Here is a 23237-nt window from a genome sequence, read left to right as displayed (position 1 = left end):
TCGACTTTGTCACTGCAATTCGGTGTCATTGAAGATGGGTGTGATACCAATAGCAAACTGATTTTCGGTTTTGGGTCGGGTGACGGCCACGGGGGTCTCGGCGGCCCTTGATCGGATCAGGGATGCCACCGGGAAGCCTACAGGGAGGTATTCACGGCGTCCCCGTGGCCGTCACTCGGCCCAGAACAAGCTGAAATCTCAAAGGGTTTCGCTACATCAATTTTTGACTGGCTTGCAGGCGCAACGCGATGAAAGACGATCAGGTTCGCATTTTCGTATCCTCGCCCACGGATGTTGATCACGAGCGCGCGATTGTCAAGGACGTGGTTGAGCGCCTGGCGCAGGAGTATCTGCCTTATTTTCCGCTGCGCGCGATTCTGTGGGAAGAAGAAGCCCTGACCGCAGATCGCACCTTTCAGGCCGGGCTCACCCAGCCATCGGAATGCGAAATCGTTCTGGTTATCCTGTGGACGCGGCTGGGCTCGCCATTGCCCGATGACCCCTATCACGGCATGACTGGAACCGAGTGGGAATTCATCGATGCGGTCACCAATTCCGACGACGAAGGCCTGCCGGAGGTGCTGGTCTTCAAGAAGGCGACCTCTAAGCTGGTCGATATCACCGACGCCGAGAAGGCGCAGGAGGCGATCACTGATCGGCGTCGGCTCGAGGACTTTTTTCGCTCCCATTTTTTCAACGAAGACAACACCTTCAGGCGCGCTTTCCGTACCTTCGACGGCGATGCTCAGTTTCGCGAGCTGATCGAGGGACAGTTGCGCAAGCTGCTCAATCGGCGGGTGAGCGCGGAGCGGCGCGCGGCCGCTGGCGAGCATCAGTGGCGCGGTAGCCCCTTCCGCGCTTGTCAAGCCTTTGAGCCCGGCGATGAGCGGGTCTTTACCGGTCGCGAGACCGAACTGCGGGAGCTGACCGAGCGTCTCCAGGCCCGCGCTGAAGCCGGCGCCGGGGTGGTGCTGCTGAGCGGGCCTAGCGGTAGCGGCAAGACCTCGCTGTTGCGCGCCGGCATGGTGTCGCGGCTCACGCGCCCCTTCCGCGTGGAGCGCATCGCCGCAGTGCGCTGCTGTCTGGTCAGTCCGCCTAGCTTGCCGCAAGACCCCCTGGTTGCCCTGGCGGAATCCCTGTGCGCCGAGAGCTGCCTGGGCGATGCGCTGGGCGGCTTCGGGCTGGATGCGCCAGCCCTTGCCACCTTGCTGGCGCAAGACCCAGCGGTTGGTGCGCGCCAGCTCAGTGCCGCGTTGCAGCACTCGGCCCGGGTGCAGATACTCGAGGGTCAGGTGCGTCTGGCGATCATTGTCGATCCCCTGGATGTGCTTTTTGATGCACCAGAGGAAGCGGACAGCGAAGATCCCGTCGCGCAAGAGGCGGGCGAACAGAAACTGCGGCTTTTCGCTCAGGCGCTGGCGGAGCTTGCGCGCAGCGGCGAGATTTGGGTGCTGGTCGGAATGCGCAGCGATGCCCTGCGCCATCTGCCGCGGCTACCGGCGCTTGCCGCCATGCTTGATGCGTCGGCCTGGCAGCGCCTGGAGCCATTGCCGGGTGCGCGTATCCGCCAGATCGTCGAAATTCCGGCGCGTATTGCCGGGATTGAGTTCGAGGATCAGGCCAACGGCCCCGGCCGGGGCTTGATTGAGCTGATCGAAGCCGAAGCCGGACGGTTGCGCCAGTGGGCGCCGCCCTTGCAGGCGCTATTGCACGCGGCCTATTTGAACGCCCGTGATGGCGCCCCGGCCGACGATAACGCCCTGCGCCTGAGCCTGGAGCACTGGTGCACACAGGGCGGGCTAGCCGGTCAGGTCCTGAGCCAGGCCGACGCGCTCTGGCGGGACAACCTGGACGAAGCCGCGCGCGCGGCCTTGCCGAGGCTGTGCCGGGCGCTCCTGGTGCTCGACAATAATGGTCAGCCCCAGGCGCGCATGGGCGATTTGACCGTGCTCGAGCAGGACCTTCAAACCCGGCGCCTGCTGACGGCCATGGTCGCCGCGCGCCTGCTTACTAGCGAGGCCGAGTGCGACCCCAGTCTGACGGCGATCTGTGAGCACCCCAATTACTCCTTGCTCAAATCGGTGCACGCGCTCTGGCGCCTGGGGCGCGACGCCAGGGCGCGAGATAAGGGCGCGCGCGTGGCTCCGTCCGCCGATCCTCTGGCAGTCGCTCCAGTGGCTTCCGTGCCTGGCGCTTCCGACCGCTCTGGGTTCGCCACGGATGCGCCTATGCAGCAATCAGCAGGCGACTCAGTGCAGGCCGATGCCGGGGCGGTTGCCGAGACGATCGATTTCAGTCACTACAAAGGCGTGGTCAGTGTCGCTCACCCGGTGCTACTCAGCCGTTGGCAACCCATTCGCGATTGGCTGAGCGACCCGGACAATCGCGCGTTGCTGCGCCTGCGCGAGCAACTGAGCCGGCAGGCACGGCTGTGGAAACGCACTAGTTGTAATCGGGAGTATCTCTTCGGTGAGGCTGGATTTGCCGCTGTGCGGCGGTTTGCCGAGGCTTTTCCCGACGAGCTAGAGCCACTGGAGTGTGAGTTTCTGCAGCAGACTGCGGCCTATTTGGCTTTTGTGCGCCGGCGCAATCGTCTGGTGCGGGCGTTCGGACTGCTGCTGGTGCTGCTGGTGGTCACGGCCAGCACCGCAGCCTGGATTGCCCAGCGCAAATCCGAGGATGCCCGTTTGGCGATGCACGGGGTGCAGCTCAAGGAGGCCGACTTGCAGAGTCGTGGCGGCAATACGCCGCAGGCTGTCAGCAGGGCGTTGGCGGCTGGCGTCGATCTGCCGGCTGCGTCCGTGCGCACCTTGAGCGATGCCTTTAGCCGCAATCGGCTCATCGCCATGACCGCCGCGCCCTCGCCCTCGCTCAGTCAGCCCTCGCAACCCGCAGCCAATGCAGCAGGCGATCTGCTGGCGACCCTGGAACCGGGACAGGGCGCGCGACGCTGGCGCTTGAGTGATGGAAGCTTTGTCCCCGCCGATCCGGCGGTGCTGAGCGACGGCAGCTTAGGTGTTCACTCACTGGTGATGGCCCTTGAGACAGACGAGGTCTTTGGCATTGCCGAGGACGGTGTCTATCGATTGCCAGCTTTTGCCGGCGATGTGCCTGACTATCCTTGCGGCGCCGTCGCTGGCAGCAGCTTGGCGCTGGACTCCGCGCGCCAGCGTCTTGCGCTGGCAGTGCCGGGCGAGGGCGCGCATCAGCGAGTTTGTGTGCTGGATCTGACCGAGTCCGGCAAGGTGCTGCTGAACTACGGCCTGGAAGAACAGGAATTGCGCGGCCTGAGCTTTTCACCCGATGGCTCGGCCTTGCTCACGGCCTCCTCGATTGGGCGTACGCACTTGATCGATCTGGATACGCCCGCTGGCGAGGACCCGGTGCGGCTGTCCTTGCCTCTCGATGGGCCGACCGGGCGGCCCTTCAATCGGGCGATCTTCGATCTGGCGGGCGAGCGCATCGGCATTGCCGCCGCCGATGAGCAAGTCCGATTGTTCGACTTGGAGGGAAACCTGATCGTCGCGCTCAAAAGCGTCGATATTGATGGTCGGCAGGTGCAAATTCACAACAGCGCCGTGCGCGATCTCGCTTTCGCCCCCGACGGGCGCTCACTGGTTGCGGTGGATGACGAGGGACAGGTAGTGCGCTGGTCGCTGAGTGATCCGCCGCAGGCGGTCGTGCTTGGGCATCATGAACTCAGCATTGTGAGCGTGGAGGTGGCCCTGACCCTGCCGCCTAAGGATGCGTCCGACCGCCAGGTCGCCGAGGTGCGGCCCACTCTGGTGTTGACCGCTTCGCTCGACGGCACCGCGCGGCTTTGGAGTCTTGCGACCGGCAAGCCACTGGCGGTTTTTGGACATGACGCGGCATTGAGTTGGGCGCGTTTCGCGGCATCGGCTGGGCGTGTGCTCAGCCATTCAGTGCGCGATGGCTCCCTGCGACTGTGGAATGTCGTGCCTGTGTCACGTCTCGCCTTCGGGCTGCGGCATCCTGATCCAGCCAATCATGTCTGGCACTTGGACATGGCAGCGGTCCCTGCGGAACTCCTGGGGGAGGATGATCCTGCCGACAGCGCCGCTGCTGCTCCGGTGTGGCTCGCGACCGGTGGCTATGACGGGCGGGTGCAAGTCTGGCGCTACGAGCGCGACGCCAAGCCGCCCCAGTTGAGCTACAGTTTCCCGCAGCACGGAACGGCTGCCGGGGCCGTGGCACCAGAGGATATTCGCCCGGTGCGTCGGGTGCGCTTCTCGCCGAGTGGAAAACGCCTGGCAGCAGCCCGTTTCGACGGCAGCGCGAGTCTTTACGATCTTCTCACCGGGCGTTCGTGCCAGCTCGAGGTTGCCGAGCGGAGCAGTACCAGCACCGATGAGCGTGGCGCCGGCAAGGTCTTTCAGGTGCTTTTCGCTCCGGATGAGCGCTGGCTATTGGCAACCTCCGATGACCCCTTGCGACCCCTGCGCCTGTTCGATCCCCGATCCTGCGAGCCCATCGCAGGCATCGCGTTGCTTGAACAGCCGGGCGTGGCGACTGAAGCCGCCGCGGTGCGAGCGCTTGGTACCAACACCCTGGTCGCGGTTGGCGACGACGCCGGTCGGGTGCTGGTGTTACGCGTGGATCAGGCCGGCACCTGGCACCAGGTCTGCGCGCGCGCGGCCGATGTAGGGGCGATCAGCGACCTGGCTATCGCACCCGATGGTGGCGCGCTAGCCATCGCCGGCGAATCCAACGACCTGGCGATACTTGGTTTGGGCGAAGGCGACTGTGGTCAGCTCGAGCACGTCAGCGGACATAGCGCGCGGCTCTATAGTGTTGCCTACTCGCCGGATGGTGAGCGTCTCCTCACCTCTTCGCTGGATAAAACGGCGCGTCTTTGGACGCGCACCGGTCAGCCCCTGGCCGTGCTGAATGGCCATCAGGATCGCGTCTACCATGCCGCCTTTAGCCCGAATGATGGTCGCTGGCTGCTGACCGCCGCGCGCGATGGCTCCCTGCGCGTGTGGCAGGCGCCATCCGCCGACCGGACTCTGGGCGAGGTCCAGCAGTTGAGTGATTTTCTGCCCTTGCAGGCGAATAGCGGCGGAGCGGCCTTTGCCGCTTTCAGCCCCGGTGGCCGTTATGTGGCGGGTGCCTACTGGGATAATGCTGCGATCCTGTGGCGCCTGTGGCGCGAAGATACCCTGGCGGATGCCAAGCTAGTCAGCGATTGGGGACCGGATCGGGCGCGCCTGGCCTTGTTGAAAGAGGCTTACCGCTTTAAGAATGACAACCAGGTGAGCGCTGCGGACGCCAAGGCCGCGACGGCGACTGGCGACGACGATTGAGATGATTCAGCGCTGGTTGGGGCGGTGCGATACCGAAACCCTTTGGCATTTCGGCTCGTTCTGGGCCGGGTGACGGCCACGGGGGATGCCGTGAATACCTTCCTGTAGGCTTCCCGGCGGCGTCCCTGATCGGATCAAGGGCCGCCGAGACCCCCGCGACCGTCACCCGGCCCAAAACCAAAAATCAGTTTGCGATTGGTATCCTCAGCCAATCACAAAAAGGTGAGCAAGAGCAGCCCGACCAACATGATCAGGGTGCCGGTGATTTTCGCCAGCAGACGCTCTTCGCGATAAAGCCAGCGCCCGAGAACCACGGCGAACAGCCCCGCTGAGCGTTTCACGGCCATGGCGTAGGAGGCGAGCGTCAGGCTGAGCGCAATCTGGTCCGCGACCCGCATCAGGGCGAACAGCAGGCCAAGCCCCAAGAGCGGGCGGGCGTGACGCAGCACCTCAGGCGAGAGCACTTCGTTGTAAAAGTCGCGCTTCTGTAGGCTGAAGATGGCAAACAGAATCAACGGATTAATCAGCGCCACCATGACTGCGAAGGAGAGCGGATCAGATAACTGAATGGCCACGCGCCCAAAGGTCGAGGCCGCCGCGAAGCACAGCGCCGCCGCCAGGGTGAACAAGCTGCCGGGGTTGGTCACCAGCGTCACCAATGGTGCCGACCAGCTTTTGACGCCGGGTTCCAAGCTGATCACATAGCTGCCAAACATCAAAAGCGCGAGTCCTAAGGCACCGGGCAGGCTCGGCAACTGGCCAGTGATCAGCCACTCGATCAAGACCACAAAGCCCGGGGTCAGGGTCAGTATCGGGCCAACCAGCGAAATCTCGCCGCGCTGAATGGCGACATTTAGCGCCCAGCCGCCAAAGCCCGATAGCAGGCCGCCAAAAAGCACGGCGCCAACATAGGCTGGTTGCTCAAGCGGAAAGTCGTGATACCAGACAATGAGCGGCACAGTCACGACCAGGCTGGTCAGATTGACGTAGAGCGTGAGTGCCTGCGCCGAGAAGCTGAAGCTTAAATGCTTGGTGACCGCGAGTCGGGATGCGTGAAAAAACGCCGACAGCAGCGAAAACAGAATCCAGAAATGTGCGTAGCCGGCAAGTTCCACGGTAGGACCCTAGCACCATCCAGATGTGAGGTTGCGCAGTCGCTTGGGCGGGTCGATGTGCAGGCCCGGTTGATCTGCAAGTGACTGGCGTAAATGCTCGGCAAAGGCGTGTTGCCAGGCGGCGCGCGCCTGCCAATCCTCTGCGCTGAACGTTCCCGCGCCGCGAATCACACGCACGCTTGGCACCTGGCCAATGGGTAAGAGGCCGGCACAGCCAATACCGGAGAAGAGTTTTGCCGACAGCAGCAGATACACCGGGCTGCCGGCCATCACAGGAGTTTCTGCCGTATTGGCTTGGGGCGCGTAGAGGTTGATGCCATAACAGGGCTGATTCAAGCTCATGCAATGCTTGCGTGTTGCCGGGCTGGCACGTTGAAGCCTTGCTGCTGTGGCAGGCGACAGGTTGCGCAGGTTGCTGGTCAGGGTGTCGAGCGATGCCGCCACTGGCTCCGGTAGCCCCAGTGCTTGCAACGCGGTATGGCGCTGGTGTGCCGGGCGCAGCCGATGGCGGTGCCAGGGAGCCGGCGGCTCGTCTTGGCCGACAACCGCTTGGCAAATTCCTGCGGAGAGCCGCGCGAGGCGCTGATGAATGCTCCGCATCAGGGGCTCGAAGGTCGGCTCGCCCAGCACCTTCCAGTCGGGTAGTTCAATCAGGCAACCTGGCGGGCGTTCGCCGCGCACGACGGCTTGATCGTCCATCCTGAGTAGGCGCCCGCCAATTGCGGCAAAATCTATATCCTCGAGTGCGGAGGCGATTAGTGGCCCAGCGAGAAAGCTCAGTGGATCGACCAGTTGGCGTCGCTTACGCGGATCAGTGGTGGCGCTGAGCGGCAGCGGCGCGGCGATGGCTTCAAGCTCGCGGGCGCTCCAGTAGAGCAGGTGCAGATGGAATTGCTTGGCCGCCTGCACGCTTTCACGATCCGTTGTGTAGGGGTCGCAGTTTAAGGCCAGCATCAGGCGCCCGCCGTCTAGCTGGAACGCCTGTCGCGGGCCGGGCTGCGAGACAAAGCGCACAAACTCAAGCGCGCTGCGCCACAGCAAGCGCCCGGTGACGGGGAGCACCGCCGCCGCAGTGGGTTTGGGGGTTGCCGAGGCTTCGCTCAGCATCAGGTCGAGGTGGGCGTGGGGCAGTGCCTTGTCGATCAGCGCCAGCTGATCCTGGTTCTGCGCTCCGGGTGATGGGGTCGGGCAGTCCCAGGCAAGAATGGTGCGTCGGAGAAAGCGCTGCTTGGGTGGGCCCTGAGTTTCATCGGCGCGCAGTTGGAAGGCTGCTGGTGCGCTAGGCACACGCAGATGATGCCAGGCGGTAGGCATTTGCTCTACCTTGGGAGGAAAGAGCCTGGCGAAAGGGTCGGGGCGGCGGCAAGTCGTCATCTGAGGCGCCAATGCCGGTTGCGCGTGCGATGGTTAGGAACTTGCGCGTGCATTGTCCCGAACATGGTGCGGATTGTTGTGCATTCTAGGAGCTTAGCTCGCTTGGTGTGTTTTATTCAAGAAGTATCTGCGCATTGTGTCGTAAAATGATAGTTGGTATCGGTTTTCAGTTGTCCACTGAGGAAGGCGAGGGGCGGGCATGCTAGACTTAACGCCAAAAGGCCGTTGCGAGGGCGAGGCTTGGGCCCTCTGTCCCAATATGCCTGGGTAAAGACGATCATGCTGGCAGCCTGGACTGGCAACCGATGGCGGCTTGGACGGCGCGGACGGGAATCCCCTACGCTCATTCGTGCCCGCGCGAAGACTTCCGATCATCAATCCAACCAAGACCCCATGCCAGGCGTCACTGCGCGACTGGACGCGCACTTGTGGGCTGGGGCGGCGGTGAATCGGGTGATTCCCAACCTGATTGAGGTGCGCGAGGGGCAACTGGATCTGGCAGTTGTTGGGGCACTCGATGCCTGCGTCGCGCTGCTGCATCGTATCGGGCGAATGGTCGGGCGTCCCTTCGATGCACCCTTGCCATTGGTGCTGTCGGTGTTGGATTCACCTCCGGCGGCCGAGCGCGATGCCAGCCTTGAGGTATTCGGGTCGCTGTTCGCCGAGCGCGATGGCCTTCAGCCTGAGCGGCGCACGCTGTTGTTTCTGGCGTTGCCCCACGAGGAACTGAGCGCAGGGCGTATCGAGCCGCTGTTAGCCGGATTTACGGGCGCCTCTGGGTTGGCCCTGTTACCTGCGCCTGCAACATCCGAGCAGCAAGAGCAGATCGCCGGGCGAATGCTGGCGCTTGGCTGGCTGCCGCTGTTTGTGGCGGTGCCTGGCAAGGTCTCGGGGCGGCCCATGGGCCGAGCGGGCCGAGCAGCTGAGCAGGCGGCGGCCACCGCGCAGCTCGACAGCGAGCGTCTCGGGCGCATCATCCATGAAATGTTCCTTGAGAATGCCTGGACACGCGGCGAGCGGCGCGGCGCGACCCCGGCCTTGCATCCTTGGCGGCGGCTGGATGAGACCTATCGTATCGCCAACCGATCCCAGGCCGAGCACATCGCGGCCAAACTCGCCTGCGGCGGGCTGATCGCCACCTCCGAGCCACTCATGGCCGATGGCAGTCAGGCGCCGCTGTGGTCGCGACCGGACTTCCTCGAACCCTTGTCGCGCATGGAACATGACCGCTGGGCCAGTGATCGGCTGCTCGATGGTTGGGTTTATGGTCCAACGCGCGACAATGCCGCCCGGCTGCATCCGGACCTGATTCCCTACGACGACTTGTCTGAAGACCTGCGCGAGAAAGACCGGGTGGCTGTGGCCACCATCCCCTTTATTCTGCAACTGGGCGGCATCGGCTGGCGCCCGCTCGCCCAGGTGCGGCTGGTGGGAGCCTGGCCTGAGCTTGGTGGCCATGCCGGGCTGAAGCGGCGTTGGCGGCGCGATCTGGCGCGAGCAGCCGAGGAACGCTCACCGGCGGTGCTGGAGTTTCTGCTCGATCCGGCTGAGCCTCGCCAATGCCATGTCGGCATCATGCTGGCCCAATTCGGCTTTCCGGTGTCTTTGTGGTTGTCTGAGCAGCAAGATGTTGCGTCTCTGGCCGCAGATGCTGAGCGACGCGCCGCACTCTTGCAATGTCTGGCGCTGTGCCGTCAAGTGACCTGGGATGAGGACGTCCCGCTCGCGCCCACAGCGCCCTCGGCGCTCGAAGCCATGGTGGCCGAGCGCGGCGGTCTGCGGATCGAACGCCACTTGGCGGGCCACTCATGATCGTGCGCTCCGGCCTGGCTGTCAGAGCTTTGGGGCGCCGCCAGTCACCCGGCTTGCGCGAGCGCCTGTTCGGGCTGATCGACGGGCTCGGTGTTGTAGCACTCTCCCCGGTCGAGATCATCGGCATGGCGGTGATGCTGCTCGCGCGCATGGCCGAGTTCATCGCCCTAGCGTCTTTCGCGCGTCATCGTTTCGCTTTTCATTGGCTAATGCTGGGCCGCGATCTTGCCGATTTGCTTGTTGGTCCTGCCCTGCGGGTGGTGGCGCTCTCCATTGTGCTGGGCGTGACCGTATCCCTGGTACTTGAGAATTTTGCCTCCGGTCTGCTGTCGCAGACGGGCACGGCCAATCTGGTCATTGTCGCCACGGTGCAACAGATTCCTCCCTTCGTTGCAAGTGGCGTGCTGGCTGCGCGTGGAGCGCTGCCTTTGTCGATTCGCCTGGCGGAAATGGTTGATCGCGGCCAGATCGACTCCATGGCCATCATGGGCGTCGATCTGGTCATGCTCCATGCGGTGCCGCGCTGTCTGGCTGTCATTCTGGCCTCGATGGTGCATGCCCTGCTGGCCATGGTTGTCTTTGGTCTGACGACGGGGCTGACGCTGTCATGGATTGGCATCGTGCCGACCGAGACCTTTTTTGGCGCGCTCAGGCTGCTGCCGGTGTTCTGGAAAGTCGGGCTGATCGGGCTGCAACTGCTTACCGCCTCGGTGCTGGTGGTGGCGGTGGCCGTGGTGCAGGGCATTCAGGACAGTGGCGACGAACGTGTCGACCTGGCCCAGGTCAGCATGGTCTGCATTCTCAAGGCGGCCACTGTAGTGCTGGTGGTTAATACGTCCTTCGCCCTCTCGCGTTTGCCCGAACTGCCGGTGCTGGTGTGGCGATGAGCAAGGCGTCAGAATCAGCCGCGCCGGATGCCGCAGCCATTGGTTTGCGCGTGGATGTCAGCGGGCTGGTGGTGCGCCGTGGAGCGCGCCGGGTGCTGGATAATCTGTCTTTTCAACTCGCCGCAGGCGATCTGCTGGTGATTACTGGGCCCGCAGGTTGCGGTAAGAGCACCCTGCTGCAAACCCTGGCCGGGGTGCTGAGTGTCGATGCCGGCGAGATTCAAGTTGGCGGGCGACCCGCTGCCGAGGCGCTGGCGGCGGGGCAGGTTGGCGCGGTCTTTCAGCGCGATTCGCTGCTGCCCGAACTCACGGTGCTTGAGAATCTACTGCTGCCGCTGATGGTTGGGCGGCGGTTGCCGCGGCGTGTGGCCATGATTCGCGCCCAGGTGTTGCTGGCGCAGTTTGGCCTGGTAGACATCATGCATGCTAGACCGGGGCGTTTGTCCGATGCACTGCGCCGGCGCGCGCTGCTCGCGCGGGTCATGGCGGTGCAGCCTGAACTGCTGTTGCTCGACGATATTCTGGCCGGGCTGGATGCCGCCGGTCGGGCGCTGATTGTGCGCATTTTGTCGCCGCCAAGCGGGCGGGTGGCAACCATTATCGCTACCACTAGCCGACCGGAAGATTTTTCTCAGGACGCCGGGGGGATGTTGTTGCTGCCAGAGGGCACAGCAATTCGGTATACCGATACCCTTTGAGATTTCGGCTTGTTATGGGCCGGGTGACGGCCACGGGGGACGCCGTGAATACCTCCCTGTAGGCTTCCCGGCGGCGTCCCTGATCCGATCAAGGGCCGCCGAGACCCCCGTGGCCGTCACCCGACCCAAAACCGAAAACCATTAATTTGCGATTGTTATATGATCAGCCCGGAACCAACAGCGGGGCGCCTTAGAGGAGGCATCGATTGCGGCACAATACGCTGACTTTGCAAAATCGCGTGGTGGGGACAGTCGTGTTGCTGCTCGTAATCTGGGCGGTCGTGTCACTGGTCGGTTACCTGCGCGAGCGCCAGGGCGGTGCGTCTTACTTTACCCTGACTACGGACGTGATGGGCGTGCAGGTTGGCAGCATTGCCACCCTGAATGGCTTCGAGATTGGTCAGGTCACATCGGTGTCGCTCGAGTCTGGCGACGGTCAAGTCCAGACTGCGGCTGAGTTGTTGTTCCGAGTCGACTTTCAAATCGTCGCGCCAGTGGTGTTCCCGGCGAGAGAGACCTTTCTCAACGTCGAGGAGGTCAATCCGGTTGCGCCGGCACGACTGGTGATCAAACAGCTTCCGGGCACAGCGGCGGGCGACACGGCAGAGGCTCCCGATGGCCTGGACTCGACCAGGGTCATCTACCCTTGTCCCGCCCCGCAACCGCCCGTCGGTGAGTTGATTGCCTCTGGGGGCTGTATCCCCACGCTGGCCATCGAAGAGGACATGCGCCCAGGTCTTAGCGGTCTCATTGACGCCGGTACCGACGCCCTGACCACCGCCACAAAGACGCTGGGCACGCTGGATACGACCATCGCGGAATTCGCGATTTTGGCCAAGGAGGTTCGGGGCAACAACGAGCGTCTGGCCGTGATGTTGAGCGACCAGCCGGGGAGTCTGTACCGCTTGCCTGCGGCGCTTGAGGATTCCGCCACCCGCATGGCCGATGTGACCGAACAATTGCGCGGCGATATGGTTGAGCGGGTGGACCGCATGATCACGCCAGAGACCATTGCTTCTCTTGCGCGCTCAATCGCGCAGCTCGAGGAATTGATCGCCACTACCGGGCGAGGCAGCCAGGAGACACTGGAAAATCTCGCTGCTATCACTCGCGGCCTCAATCGTATTACCTGGGAACTGGAGCGGGATCCCGTTGGCTTCCTGCGCGGCTCGGGCGGAGGAACAAGATGACGAAAGTACGACTTCTCGGGCGTGTCGCGCTGGCGCTGATTGTGGTCAGCCTGATCAGCGGCTGCGCCTTTCAGGCGGCAGAGCCTGCATTCATGTATCGGCTGGTGGTTACGCCAGAGGCTGGCATGGATCCGGGTTCCGTTGCGTCCCGTTTTGAGCTGATGCCACTGCGTTCCAATCGCCCCCAGGGTGGCTCTCTGGGCATTATGGTCGCCGAGGTCGGTGAGGTGGTGCGGGTCGATGAATTCAGCGCCGGTCGCTGGGAAGAATCGCCCGAGACGGTGCTTGAACGCGCCCTGGTCGCCGAGCTGAATCCGCGTGTGGATGTCGCCGCACCAAGGCGCGACAGCTCCGAAGGGGCGCTCTCCCATCCACGCCTGCGCGCCTCGCTCGATCAGTTCGAGATGGTCGAGCCGCAAACCGGCGGAACCCCCTATGCCGCCGTGTCGCTGAGCTTTCAGCTCCTCTCACCACGGGACCGCCTGCTCTTGAAGACGGGCGAGATCCAAGAGCGCGAGCCGCTGCCGACTGGCGCCTCGCTCGACACTGTTGTGGCGGGATTCAACCGCGCCAGCTCGCGCGCGGTGTCGCGCTTTGTGGCCGAGGTATCGGGTCTGCGCTAGTTTTTCTGGTTTGGGGAAAGGGCGGGCCTCGACTCGCATCAAGCGGGATTCAGGCTCGCGCGTCGCGGTAGCTCATGTTTGCCGCCGCGAGCCGTGTCTTGAGCGCAGACATGGCACTCTCTAGGTCACCGCGACCGCGAAATCCGAAGCGAATATGCGCATCCTCGCCCATGTGCGGCAGACTAAACAACTTTAGCGCCGGGAATTCCGCGCCGAGAGCCTGCATCATGGGGATCAGGTGACTCTCTGGCACCCCAAGCACCTCGACGGCCTGCTCTGCCAGCGGTGCCGATTGCTCGCCGGGTTTCCCGAACTGAGTGTCGAGCACCCAGTCTGCCATTGGCCAGGCCATGGAGGGGAAGCCGGGGAGGAAACAGTGCCGCTTGATCTGAAACCCCGGCACCCGCGTCACCGGATTGGGGATCAGGCGGCTGCCCTCGGGCAGATCGGCCATCAGAATCCGGTGCGGATAGGCCTCGTCGCCAAAGCGTTCCTCAATAATGGTGCGCGCCTCGGGATGCTGCACCAGGGGTACGCCAGCCGCAGCGGCAGCGCAGGCGCGGGTATGGTCATCCGGGGTCGCGCCGATGCCGCCGCAGCAAAAAACCGGCTCGCCAGCGGCAAAAGACAGCCGCAAGTGGCGCTCAATGGTCGGCGGGTCATCGGGCAACATCCAGTACCAGGCCAGCTGATGCCCGCGCGCCAGCAGCCGCCCGCGCAGCGCCGGAAAATGGCCATCGGTGCGGGTGCCATTTAGCACTTCATCGCCAATCACAATCAGTCCAAAGGCGAGTGGTGTGCTCATCTTGCTGGTCTCCATCATTTTCCGTACTTTCCGTAAGAGACAATCCAGGCGGTTTCGATGGGCGCGATTGTCCTCGGCTTGCCTTCTGCGGTCTATACCAATCGCAAGCTCGTTTTTGGTTTTGGGTCGGGTGACGGCCACGGGGGTCTCGGCGGCCCTTGATCGGATCAGGGATGCCGCCGGGAAGCCTACAGGGTGGTATTCACGGCGTCCCCGTGGCCGTCACCCGGCCCAGAACGAGCCGAACTCTCAAAGGGTTTCGGTCTACCACCACCCGAGCAGTTGCAGACCGTCGCGCGCTAGCCCAAGGGCTAGCGCGCAAAGTGCGAGCCCAAGAACCCCAAGCACTGTGCGATAGGCGCGCTGTCCCAGACGCCCACGCGCGCGACCCATAAGCACCGCGAGCACCACCTTGGTGCCAACCAGAAACCCATAAAAGCTCAGCAGAAAAGCCGCTGGTGCCAGCGCTCCGCTGTCGGCGGCGCGGGTCAAAATCGGGCCGCCAACGCCCAGCCAAAACAAATAGGGGTGAGGACTTAGCACATTGGCCAACAGACCTTTGCGCAGCGAGTGGGTCGTAACCGGCACTGCCTCGGGGTCAGGCAGTCGTGACGGCGCGCGCAAGGTCTGCACGCCAAAGCCAAACACCAGCAGGCTGCCAACCAGCGACAGAGCACCCAGCAGAGTCGCAGAATCCGCCCATTGACGCAGCAGCAGCCAGGTCGCCAACACCAGCGGCAGGTCGGTAATCAGGGGCGCAAGCGCAACCCGCACCCCGGCAGCCGTGCCATGGCGCAGGGCTTGCGCCAGCACCAGCGTCAACAAAGGCCCAGGCGTGACACCAGCGGCGAGCCCTAGGACCAGGCCAAGGATCAAAAACTCAGTCATCCCGTAGGGGCGAATGTATTCGCTCAGTCGGTATAGGCATGGTTGTTCATCACGTCCAGGAAGCCACCTTGAGATGGCACACTCGAATCAACAAGGCGACATGCGCAGATAATTACCTCGGGCCATTTGGATGTAATGGTGATTCGCAGGCGCAGAGGATGCGAACCTGATGGTCGGCCTCGATAGCCGCCAGGCGAGCTGCGATCTCGGTGTCGCGAGTGTCGCCTGACCCCGTTAGCTCAAGTTTGGCGTTTTTTGGTTGTTCCATGGCGCAATAGTCTAATCGAGGCCGAGCCCATGTCGCTCACCAGACTGAATAAATGGGGCCGGGGTTGGGATAAATGGGGCCGGGGCAAAATTCTTTTCGAGCTATACCGGGTAAGGCCAGTCTTAGGCAACTCCCGGGAAATGTGTTAACAGTGCTTGCTGATAACCAGTACCGGTCTGATTAGTCACGCGATGCAACAATGACATGCCTTAGATTGGCGCTTGCGGCGCTGGCCCCGGGTTTGCCTGCATTGGGCGCTCGAGGCAGTCGCGGAACCACTGCTCGACTGCCGCTTGTGCTTGTTGGCTGGGCGGTTTGTTGGCAAGACCACGTAATTGATCGAACGAAACATGTCCTTCACGAATCTTGAGCCCAAGTGTCAGGCGCTCAGGTGCGAGCACCTTGTAGACGGCATAGCGGCCGTTGTAGATGCGCTCGCTATAGGATGAGACGCAGTGCGCCATCTCCTCGGTTTCGCCTTGCAGCGCGTCCGGGGTCTTGATGGCCTGAATGCTCTGCGTGTCGGCGAAGGGCGCTGGTGGGAATGATAGGACCTTGCCGTTTGCGTCGTAACGCCGCAGCCGGCATCTGTCTTGGTGCATCTGGGCGGCGATCAGGCGGTCGTGCAGACGGCGCAGCTGGGAGATTTGATTAAATCGCTGCATTGTCCGCACGGCCTCCTCGCCACCCATGCGGATGTTGTCCTCGACCCATTCGCGCCGTGACGGGTCGGTCGCCTCACAGAGCAGGCGTTGCAGCGGGCGCCCGGCCACCCAGGGGTAGCGCGCAAGGACCAGGAACAGGCGTCGGGTCAGGCGTTGCTCATGGACCAGTGCGTTGCAGACGGCTTCATCACCAAGGACACGAAACAGCCTGCTGAAAGCGAACTTGTCGATCTCCTCCATGGCAATTTTGCGAATCAGCTTGACGACACGCTTGTGCGGCGGTAACCCCATCTCGCGCAGGATGTCGGTTTGCTTGCGAGCCGCGATCTCAGCGAGCGACTGCTCCGGGTAGCCGTGTTCGGTGGCAAACTGATGCAGGAGGTAGCACAGGTTGACATTGGAGATGACGAGGTCCCGCACGGGCTCTGAGCGTTGCGCCAAGCGGGCGAGGGCATACTGAGCGGCTGGCAGATGCGCCAGTGGCTCAGCAATGGCGTTCGGGATGGTGGCGAACCATTGCCGGAAAGCGATGTCGGGGTAAAAGCCAAACGGCAGCCCGAGGTCGGTGACCTTGCCTTCCTCAAACAGGTTGTCGTTGCAGTGCACCGTCAGCAAGCCCGATGCCCAGTCGCTGACCGCATGCAGGCTCTCGCTGCCGAGTAGCCCGGTGCAATCCATCAGCAGGCAAGCCGCGTTCTGATCCCAGGCGTAGATGACCGGGCTGCCGGTGCCGCTCGCGAGCCGGCTGCGAGCGCGGTTCGCCGCAAGCAAGGCGTGAATGCGGCATTTTGATGCACTCTGATCCGGAAATGCGGTGTTCATGATCTTGTGCTCGCGTCAGAAAGCTCGGCAACGAAATCTTTGACCAGCGGTGCACTGCAATCGGACTAATCGGACGCTATCTTGACGGTCGGTTCCATGTCCACCGGACAGTTGAGTGAGCGGGCGATCAGGCAGAGCTTGTGGGCTTTTTCCAAAATCCGCTGGCCCTGTGCCTCGCTGCCGGCCGCCACTGTCAGCTCGGGGCGGATCACAATCCGCTTGAAGCGGTAGCCGATCTTATCTTCTTGCAGCAGTTCGCCCTCGGCGGTCGAGCGGTAGTCCTTGATCTCGAGCTTCGACATCCCGGCAATCACCAGTACATAATTCGCCAGACAAGTTTCTGCCGCCAGCACCAGCAGGTGCTCGGGGCTGTAACGGTCGTTGCTGTGCGGGGAGCCGACCGGCAGAGGGGCGTGGCCGTCGATGGCGATATCGCCGCCTTCGCCTTCTCCGGTCCAGGTGTAAGCGGTGTGATAATGCATTGGAATTTGGCTCATGCGGAAATCTCCTGTGGTCATGGACATGTGGCAATGAATAAACATCCCGACGGCTCGCCATTAGCGGCTGATAGCCTGCGCTGGCGTTGGTTCTGGCGACTCGGTGCTTGGCTGCTGCTGGTCCTGGTGGTGGTGCTCTCGTTGTTGCCGTCCTCAGTGCCGCCGGGCTTTGAGGGTGGCGATAAGCTTCAGCACCTGTTGGCCTACATGGTACTGGGCTTTTGCTTCGCGGCGCTTTATCCGCGCAAGCGACGCCTGATTTTGCTTGGGCTCATCTTCCTTGGTGCCGGACTGGAAGGACTTCAGGGGCTGGTGCCGGCGCGTGACGCCAGCCTGTTCGATCTGCTGGCCGACGCCTTGGGGGTATGGCTCGGCTTGCTGGCAGCGGGGTCTCCAGCAGGCGCTTTGTTTGCCTGGCTCGAGCAACGGCTGTCGCGGCTCGGGTTTGGGTCTGGTCAGAGTCGCCATTGAGCCCCGGCTCCGCCAACGCGCGCCTGCTCACCAAAGGCGCGCGCAAAGGCAGCAATGCCGGCCTCGCCTGTACAATGGGTGGCCAGCACCTCGGTGATGCCAAGCTGGCGCAGGGCCTGAATTTCCTGCTCAATGGCCTCGCCGTCGGAGTACATCAGGTGAAAACCACCGATGGCACGGCGCGCTGGTGCGGGCAGAAAACCATTGGCTTTGGCGACCAGAGCGCTCATGCCCGGATGAGCACAGCCGCTGATCACTGTCGCGCCATCTGGGGTCTCAAGCACGAGCGCTTGTTCGGGTGGCTCGCTTGCCAGCAGGCCGGTTGAATGCAAGCCGGGAGTGAACTCCAGCGGATCATCAGCGACAATCTGATAGGCAATGCCCAGGTCGTCAAGATCGCCCATCAGATGCTTGGAGAAGCCCTGATGCAGCACACACTTGATGCCGGGGTTTAGCTCCAGTACCGAATCCAAACCGCCGATGTGGTCCCAGTGCTGATGAGACAGAAACAGCCAGTCGATGCCGGTCGGTGCCACGCCCAGTGCTGCCATGTTGGCGAGCAGCACCCGCCCGTTGCTGCCGGTGTCAAACAGCAGACGCTGGCGCTTATCGGCCGAGCCGAATGTGATAATGGCGGCAAAGCCCCAGAGCGCCTTGGTGCCAGGCGCGCCGGGTATGTTGTCGTACAGGAGCTGAATCTGAATGGGACTCATGACAGCTGGGGGTTTCGCTGAGGGTTTGATGGGGCAAGAAGCCAACATTCGAGCACTTTTCCCCTTCGATGGCGATGAAATTCATCATGCTGTCGGCGAAGCGATCAGGCGCTGGGGAAGAAGATGAGCGGATCGCGAGATTGTGGACCGGTGTCGTGGCGTTTTGGCCTGGTTGCTTTGGACTTCGACGGCACCCTGGCTGACAGCTACGCTTGGCTGGTCAGCGCGCTGAATCGCCTGGCGCCTCGTTATGGCTTTCGCGCGGTCAGCCCGGCGGAGGAGGCGGAACTGCGGCAACTCGGCGCGGCGGCTATTTTGCGTCGGTTAGACATCGCGTTGTGGAAGCGCCCGCTCCTTGCCCGCGCACTGCGCCGGTTAATGGCGCGGGAGATCCATCAGGTCAGGCTGTTTCCTGGGGTTGCCGACCTGCTGTGCACCCTGGGTAGTTCCGGTCTGCCGCTTGCGATTGTCAGCTCCAATTCGCGCGGGAATATCGCTGCGGTATTGGGTGAGTCGCAACTTGGCCTGTTTGAATGCGTTGAGTCTGGCCTTGGCCTTGGGGGTAAAGCGACGCGTTTGCGCGCCTTGCGCCGGCGGTATCGGCTCGAGCCAGGGCGGCTGCTCTATATTGGCGATGAGATGCGGGATTTGCAGGCTGCGCGGGCGGCCGGCGCCGCCAGTGGCGCGGTGTCATGGGGGTACAACGATCCATCCGCACTGCGCACGTTGGAGCCGGAGTATCTGTTTACTCAGCCAAGAGAGATTGGCCGTTTGGTCAGCGGGCTCAGCGGCGTTTCAGACGCGAGCCTGGATACCTCTGCATTGGATCAGGCGCTAGCGGAGAAGGAGTTGTAAGCCGATACGTCGCCACCGCGTGCCTGACCGCCGGAGAACTCCATCAGCCGGGAGACGTTCTGGCGGACTTGCTCGTTCACATTCATGTCTTGCGAGGATTGCGCCATCGTGCGGGAGGAGGTGCTCGCAGGGGTGCCTGTCGATGGGGCTGATGAATTAGCGCTCTGCGCCAAGGCTTGCAGTGTCGGCGTGAGTCCGTTGGATGGGGTCGTTGTGCCTGTTTGCAGTTGACTGCTTTGCTGCGGATTGGTTTGCTGCGGACTGGACGTGTTAACCCCGGTTTGATTCTGCGCCGGAGTCTGATCTTGCGCGACTGACGGCACCCGCTGCTGCTCCGCCGGGCGCATCCCCTCTTGTACTCGGGTCTGTAGCTGGGTTTGCAGTTGGGACTGCTCGCGCATGCGCGCGCTGGTATTGACCGCCATTGCCGTTGAGCCGCTAGATTCGCTTGAACCGCCAGATTCGCCGCGCACTGCCGGCTGTGGCTGGCTGCCCATGGTTTGTTGCGGACTGTAAAGCGGCTGGTAGCTGGAAACGCTGTTTATTGAGGTCATCGCGGTCTCCGTGCCAATCTCTGGCGGTAGTTCGTCTGGCGAAGGAAGACGCAACTGCTCTTGCGCTGGGCGGCGTTGATAAAATCTTTGCCCGAATCAAACCTTGCCTTGTCTGGCGAGGTGAATGTCGTCCTTCTTATCTATAGTATCGACCATTTTGGCCGATAAGTCATGTTCCCCGCAGGATTTATTGCACGGAACAGGGGGCAAGCTGGATGCTGTCATCGGCGGCCAAGCGCAGTCGGGCGTTTCCGACCTCGCCATCTGGCAGCCTAAAGTCTTTGATGGGGGCTGTCTGTCCAAGTTCAATCAGGCTGACAATCTGGTCTTCAGTCAGCACCAAGCCGAACTGTTCTCGCCAGATGACGAAGTCACAGCCCTCGCGATAGCGATTGCAGCCGTACCCTCGGCGACCTTGGATGATGCGGCCCTGGTGGCATTTTGGACAGGAAGCGATGCCGGGTGGACGAGCCGTTGCAATTTCTGATCTTGCGGTTTGGGGCGCGCTGGGCTGCGCAGGTGGCGGCGACAATGGTGCGGCGCCGGGTTTGATGCCGGGTTTGATAGGGGAGTCGAAATCGAGCGCGACCCGGCCGTCGGCACTGAGCCTTAGTCGGGCGGAAAAGACTTTGCCGGCTTTGGAGCGGAAGTCGCTGATGGGCTCGCTGTGGCCGGTATCGACCAGGGCCTTGAGTTCGGCCTCGGTGACCTTGTGACCAGCGATAGTTTTCCACACGGTGAAGCCGCAGCCGTCTCGGTAGCGGCTACAGCCGAAGGCGCGGGAGTTTTCGCTGATCTGGCCCTCGTTGCAGATGGGGCAGGCGCCGAGATCCCCGGCTGACTGAGTTGCGCGCTTGCCGCGGCCTTTCCCGCGTGCGTTCTTGCCGCCTTTTTTGCTCCCGGTCTTGCCAGGCGCGGCCGCGCGCGCGGCGTCGATCTGCTCAGGCGACATGGTGGCGCCTGCGGCCACCTGGGGGATGAGCGTGCGAATGAAGTCGCAGATGTCCTGATAGAAGGCCCCGGCATCGGCTTCGGCGCGCTCGATGGCTTTCAGGCGCTGCTCCCAGTCGGCGGTCAGCTCGGGGCTGCGCAGCGGCTCGGCAACCAGATCGATCAGCCCCCGGCCTTTTTCGGTGGCGCGCAGGGTCTTGCGCTGGCGCTCGACATAGCCGGTGCGGATCAGCTTCTCGATGATCTCGGCGCGGGTGGCCGGGGTGCCGAGGCCACTGTCTTTCATTGCGGCGGCAAGCGCGTCGTCTTCGATCTCGCGCCCGGCGTTTTTCATCGCATTCAGCAGGCTGGCGTCATCATAGGGACGCGGAGCCTTGGTTTCTTTTTCGACTACCTCCATGCCCGCGACATGGACGCTCTGGCCTTTTTCCAACGCAGCCAGGGCGGCAGTCTGTGGCGATTTGGTCTCGGGCTCGCTGGCGCTGCGCTTGCTTTTGACCTCCGCTGCTTTCCAGCCGGGATCGAGCACCCGCGCGGCCTGGGCGACGAAGCAGGCGTCGCCGATGTCGAGCCTGACATGGATGTCCAACACCCGCTGCTCGGGCAGAAAGACGGCGACGAAGCGGGCACAGACCAGGTCATAGATGCGCTGCAGCGGTTCCGGCAGGCTGGCCGGTGCCCGTGTCTGGGTGGGCAGGATGGCGTGATGGTCGGTCAGCCGGGTCTTGTCGACATAAGCCTTGCTGAGTTTGTGGCCGGTGGCTAGGCGCTCGGCAGCGATGGGGGCGAGCGGGTGGTTCAACGCGCCGAGAATGCCGGGCAGTTGCGGCAGCATGTCCTCGCTGATGTGGCGGCTCTCGGTGCGCGGATAGCTAATCAGCTTGTGTTGCTCATAGAGCTGCTGGGCAAGCTCGAGTGTCTTGGCGGCGGTAAAGCCGAAGTGCCGGTTGGCGTCGCGCTGCAGGTTGGTCAGGTCATAAAGCGGCGGCGGGCGCTGGCGGCGCTCCTTGCGCTGGATGTCCGTGACCTGGCCGCTCTGGTGTGGGGCGAGCTGCTCGCGCAGCTTCTCAGCCTTGGCTTTGTCGTCGATGCGGGTCTCGCCATCGTGCGGCCAGTTCGGACACAGGCGCGCATCAAAGCCCTCGCGCAGGTGCGCGACCAGCTCGTAAAAATAAGCTTTTTCAAAGGCCGCGATGGCCGCATCGCGCGCGACGATCATCGCCAGGGTTGGCGTCTGCACCCGCCCGATGGTGCAGAGCACCCGGTTGCGCACCGTATAGGCGCGGGTCAGATTCATGCCGATCAGCCAGTCCGCCTGGGCGCGGGCGCGCGCGGCGGCGGCCAGCGGATCGAAGGCGCTGCCGGGCTTGAGCGCCTGAAAGCCCGCGCGGATGGCCTCATCGGTCAGGCTCGAGATCCATAGCCGCTCGACCGGTTTGGTGCAACGCGCATGCTGGTAGATGAGCCGAAAGATCGCCTCGCCCTCGCGCCCGGCATCCGTCGCGCAGATCACACGCTTGGTTTCGGGTGCGTTGAGCAGGGCCTTGACGATCTTGAACTGCGCGGCGGTCTTCTTGTCCGTGCGCAGCCGCCAGCGCGCCGGGATCATCGGCAGTTGTGCCAGCGACCAGCGACCGGCCCAGCTGGCCGTTGCGGCTGGTTGACTTTTGGGGTCGCTTTGAGGCTGCCGTTGAGCGCCACTCTGGGCACCGTCTTCAGCGTTCGTCTGCCCGCGCGCTGCTGCCTGCTGCGAGGCTTTCTCTGGTGTCCCCCGGCGCGTCCCATAGTCATCCGGCTCAGCAAAATGCACCAGATGTCCCAGCGCCCAGGTGACGCGGTAGCCGCTGCCCTCCAGATAACCCTCGTGGCGCGAGCGCGCGCCCAGCACCCGCGCGATGTCACGGGCGACACTGGGCTTTTCGGCGAGGACAAGGGTGGTCATGGGATCGGAAACGTGAATATGAGATCAAATGATGCTCTCAAGTCGTGCTCGAACGCGAGAGCAGGCGAGCCAACGCAAATCACCCAAACATCTCGAGCAGCACAGAAATCTGCGGCCGCCGCCATCGCACAGCTTAGAAAACGAGTATCTTTGCGATCCCGAGGAAAGTCGATGGCAATCCGGGGTGTCTCGATTGAGACGGTGGCCTGGGTCAGGATGTCCTGCCAGCGATTCAGTAGATCCTTGGAGAATGCGAACTTCGGTCGGGTGATCACCTCCAGATATTCCTGAAGGATCTCGGGGCATACCACCCATTCGAGGTCCGGCCGACTCACAACGCAGAGGATGGCCGCCTCGGGCGAGCGATCCTTGAGCATCGCGGAGATCAGAATATTGGTGTCGATGACGACCCTCATCGCCCATCCCGCACGGCGTCGACCTCTGTGGCGATCTCGGCGTCCGTGAGCGTCGTGGCTTCCGGCAGCGCCTGGGTTTCCTTGAACAAAGCCAGAACTCGACTGGCGAGTGCGATGCGCTCTCCGTCATCGGAGATCAGAACCACCTCTACCTGCTGAACAGGACGGAACGGCAGGTCTTCCAGAACCACATTCCCGGATGCTGGAATGGTGACATAACGTCTATGCGCGAGCATAGTCGTCTCCCGATTTAATGTAATGTGCGAGGGTGCTCATGCTTGATGATTCCATCTTCCGAATAGACAACTGGCACACGATGCCGCCGCGCCTTCTCGCGGGCGCGCAGAGCGGCGCGCTGAAGGGCAAT

19 protein-coding genes are annotated in these 23237 nt (G+C 62.9%); 8 read left to right on the top strand and 11 right to left on the bottom strand.

All coding sequences use genetic code 11. The features are described from left to right. Nucleotides 1-248: 248 nt before the first annotated feature. Nucleotides 249-5324 (top strand): nSTAND1 domain-containing NTPase, encoded by a 5076-nt coding sequence (locus tag Thiofri_RS22150; protein ID WP_009148623.1) that lies wholly within the window; start codon nucleotides 249-251, stop codon nucleotides 5322-5324. Nucleotides 5325-5536: 212 nt separating this feature from the next. Here Thiofri_RS22150 and Thiofri_RS22145 read toward each other — a convergent pair whose 3' ends face one another. Both Thiofri_RS22145 and Thiofri_RS22140 read right to left on the bottom strand, forming a co-directional pair. Continuing rightward, nucleotides 5537-6439 carry an EamA family transporter gene (locus tag Thiofri_RS22145; protein WP_009148622.1) on the bottom strand — a complete coding sequence of 301 codons (903 nt, stop codon included), beginning with the start codon at nucleotides 6437-6439 and terminating at the stop codon, nucleotides 5537-5539. Between the two features lie 9 nt (nucleotides 6440-6448). Next, a complete protein-coding gene (locus Thiofri_RS22140) occupies nucleotides 6449-7753 on the bottom strand; it encodes a hypothetical protein (protein ID WP_009148621.1) in 1305 nt (434 codons plus the stop codon). Between the two features lie 339 nt (nucleotides 7754-8092). Here Thiofri_RS22140 and Thiofri_RS22135 point away from each other — a divergent pair, with 339 nt between their 5' ends. The 5 genes from Thiofri_RS22135 to Thiofri_RS22115 all read left to right on the top strand — a co-directional run bounded on the left by Thiofri_RS22135 (nucleotide 8093) and on the right by Thiofri_RS22115 (nucleotide 13023). Then, a complete protein-coding gene (locus tag Thiofri_RS22135; RefSeq protein ID WP_083848463.1) occupies nucleotides 8093-9625 on the top strand; it encodes a RyR domain-containing protein in 1533 nt (510 codons plus the stop codon). Then, nucleotides 9622-10512 (top strand): ABC transporter permease, encoded by an 891-nt coding sequence (locus Thiofri_RS22130; RefSeq protein WP_009148619.1) that lies wholly within the window; start codon nucleotides 9622-9624, stop codon nucleotides 10510-10512. Before Thiofri_RS22135 ends, Thiofri_RS22130 begins: the two co-directional genes overlap by 4 nt. Next, nucleotides 10509-11210, top strand: coding sequence for an ATP-binding cassette domain-containing protein (locus Thiofri_RS22125; RefSeq protein ID WP_009148618.1), 702 nt, complete (start codon nucleotides 10509-10511; stop codon nucleotides 11208-11210). The genes Thiofri_RS22130 and Thiofri_RS22125 overlap by 4 nt, the downstream gene beginning before the upstream one ends. 254 nt (nucleotides 11211-11464) lie before the next feature. Further along, complete coding sequence (locus tag Thiofri_RS22120) at nucleotides 11465-12400, top strand: MlaD family protein (protein WP_143741876.1); 936 nt, start codon at nucleotides 11465-11467, stop codon at nucleotides 12398-12400. After that, nucleotides 12397-13023: an ABC-type transport auxiliary lipoprotein family protein gene (locus tag Thiofri_RS22115; protein ID WP_009148616.1), complete on the top strand. Its 627-nt coding sequence runs from the start codon at nucleotides 12397-12399 to the stop codon at nucleotides 13021-13023. The genes Thiofri_RS22120 and Thiofri_RS22115 overlap by 4 nt, the downstream gene beginning before the upstream one ends. 49 nt (nucleotides 13024-13072) lie before the next feature. On the opposite strand, the gene Thiofri_RS22110 is transcribed toward Thiofri_RS22115, so the two are convergent. The 4 genes from Thiofri_RS22110 to Thiofri_RS22095 all read right to left on the bottom strand — a co-directional run bounded on the left by Thiofri_RS22110 (nucleotide 13073) and on the right by Thiofri_RS22095 (nucleotide 16968). Further along, the gene (locus Thiofri_RS22110; RefSeq protein ID WP_009148615.1) at nucleotides 13073-13828 is read right to left on the bottom strand and encodes a competence/damage-inducible protein A; all 756 of its coding nucleotides are present in this window, start codon (nucleotides 13826-13828) and stop codon (nucleotides 13073-13075) included. A 264-nt stretch (nucleotides 13829-14092) separates the two neighbouring features. Then, nucleotides 14093-14716, bottom strand: a complete 624-nt coding sequence (locus Thiofri_RS22105) for a LysE family translocator (protein WP_009148614.1) — start codon at nucleotides 14714-14716, stop codon at nucleotides 14093-14095. Between the two features lie 477 nt (nucleotides 14717-15193). Further along, complete coding sequence (locus Thiofri_RS22100; protein WP_009148613.1) at nucleotides 15194-16471, bottom strand: PcfJ domain-containing protein; 1278 nt, start codon at nucleotides 16469-16471, stop codon at nucleotides 15194-15196. A 65-nt stretch (nucleotides 16472-16536) separates the two neighbouring features. Continuing rightward, nucleotides 16537-16968, bottom strand: a complete 432-nt coding sequence (locus Thiofri_RS22095; protein WP_009148612.1) for an OsmC family protein — start codon at nucleotides 16966-16968, stop codon at nucleotides 16537-16539. 33 nt (nucleotides 16969-17001) lie between these two features. On the opposite strand from Thiofri_RS22095, the gene Thiofri_RS22090 reads away from it, so the two are divergent. Beyond that, entirely contained in the window at nucleotides 17002-17439 is a 438-nt protein-coding gene (locus Thiofri_RS22090; RefSeq protein WP_051023850.1) for a VanZ family protein, read from the top strand. Here the strand turns inward: Thiofri_RS22090 and Thiofri_RS22085 are convergent. Next, nucleotides 17424-18152 carry an MBL fold metallo-hydrolase gene (locus tag Thiofri_RS22085; protein ID WP_009148610.1) on the bottom strand — a complete coding sequence of 243 codons (729 nt, stop codon included), beginning with the start codon at nucleotides 18150-18152 and terminating at the stop codon, nucleotides 17424-17426. The genes Thiofri_RS22090 and Thiofri_RS22085 overlap by 16 nt on opposite strands. Nucleotides 18153-18275: 123 nt before the next feature. On the opposite strand from Thiofri_RS22085, the gene Thiofri_RS22080 reads away from it, so the two are divergent. Beyond that, entirely contained in the window at nucleotides 18276-19007 is a 732-nt protein-coding gene (locus tag Thiofri_RS22080; protein WP_009148609.1) for an HAD hydrolase-like protein, read from the top strand. On the opposite strand, the gene Thiofri_RS22075 is transcribed toward Thiofri_RS22080, so the two are convergent. The 4 genes from Thiofri_RS22075 to Thiofri_RS22060 form a co-directional block, all read right to left on the bottom strand. After that, nucleotides 18980-19561, bottom strand: a complete 582-nt coding sequence (locus Thiofri_RS22075; RefSeq protein WP_009148608.1) for a hypothetical protein — start codon at nucleotides 19559-19561, stop codon at nucleotides 18980-18982. The two genes, Thiofri_RS22080 and Thiofri_RS22075, sit on opposite strands and share 28 nt — an antisense overlap. Before the next feature lie 187 nt (nucleotides 19562-19748). Then, the gene (locus tag Thiofri_RS22070; RefSeq protein WP_009148607.1) at nucleotides 19749-22454 is read right to left on the bottom strand and encodes a type IA DNA topoisomerase; all 2706 of its coding nucleotides are present in this window, start codon (nucleotides 22452-22454) and stop codon (nucleotides 19749-19751) included. After that, nucleotides 22451-22870: a putative toxin-antitoxin system toxin component, PIN family gene (locus Thiofri_RS22065; RefSeq protein ID WP_009148606.1), complete on the bottom strand. Its 420-nt coding sequence runs from the start codon at nucleotides 22868-22870 to the stop codon at nucleotides 22451-22453. The genes Thiofri_RS22070 and Thiofri_RS22065 overlap by 4 nt, the downstream gene beginning before the upstream one ends. After that, nucleotides 22867-23106 carry a hypothetical protein gene (locus Thiofri_RS22060; RefSeq protein WP_009148605.1) on the bottom strand — a complete coding sequence of 80 codons (240 nt, stop codon included), beginning with the start codon at nucleotides 23104-23106 and terminating at the stop codon, nucleotides 22867-22869. The genes Thiofri_RS22065 and Thiofri_RS22060 overlap by 4 nt, the downstream gene beginning before the upstream one ends. Nucleotides 23107-23237 lie beyond the last annotated feature (131 nt).

It is taken from the genome of Thiorhodovibrio frisius (assembly GCF_033954835.1).
In the GTDB taxonomy this organism is placed as follows: domain Bacteria; phylum Pseudomonadota; class Gammaproteobacteria; order Chromatiales; family Chromatiaceae; genus Thiorhodovibrio; species Thiorhodovibrio frisius.
The sequence above is the reverse complement of the archived record's forward strand: the minus strand, read 5'-3'. Positions and strand labels throughout refer to the sequence as shown.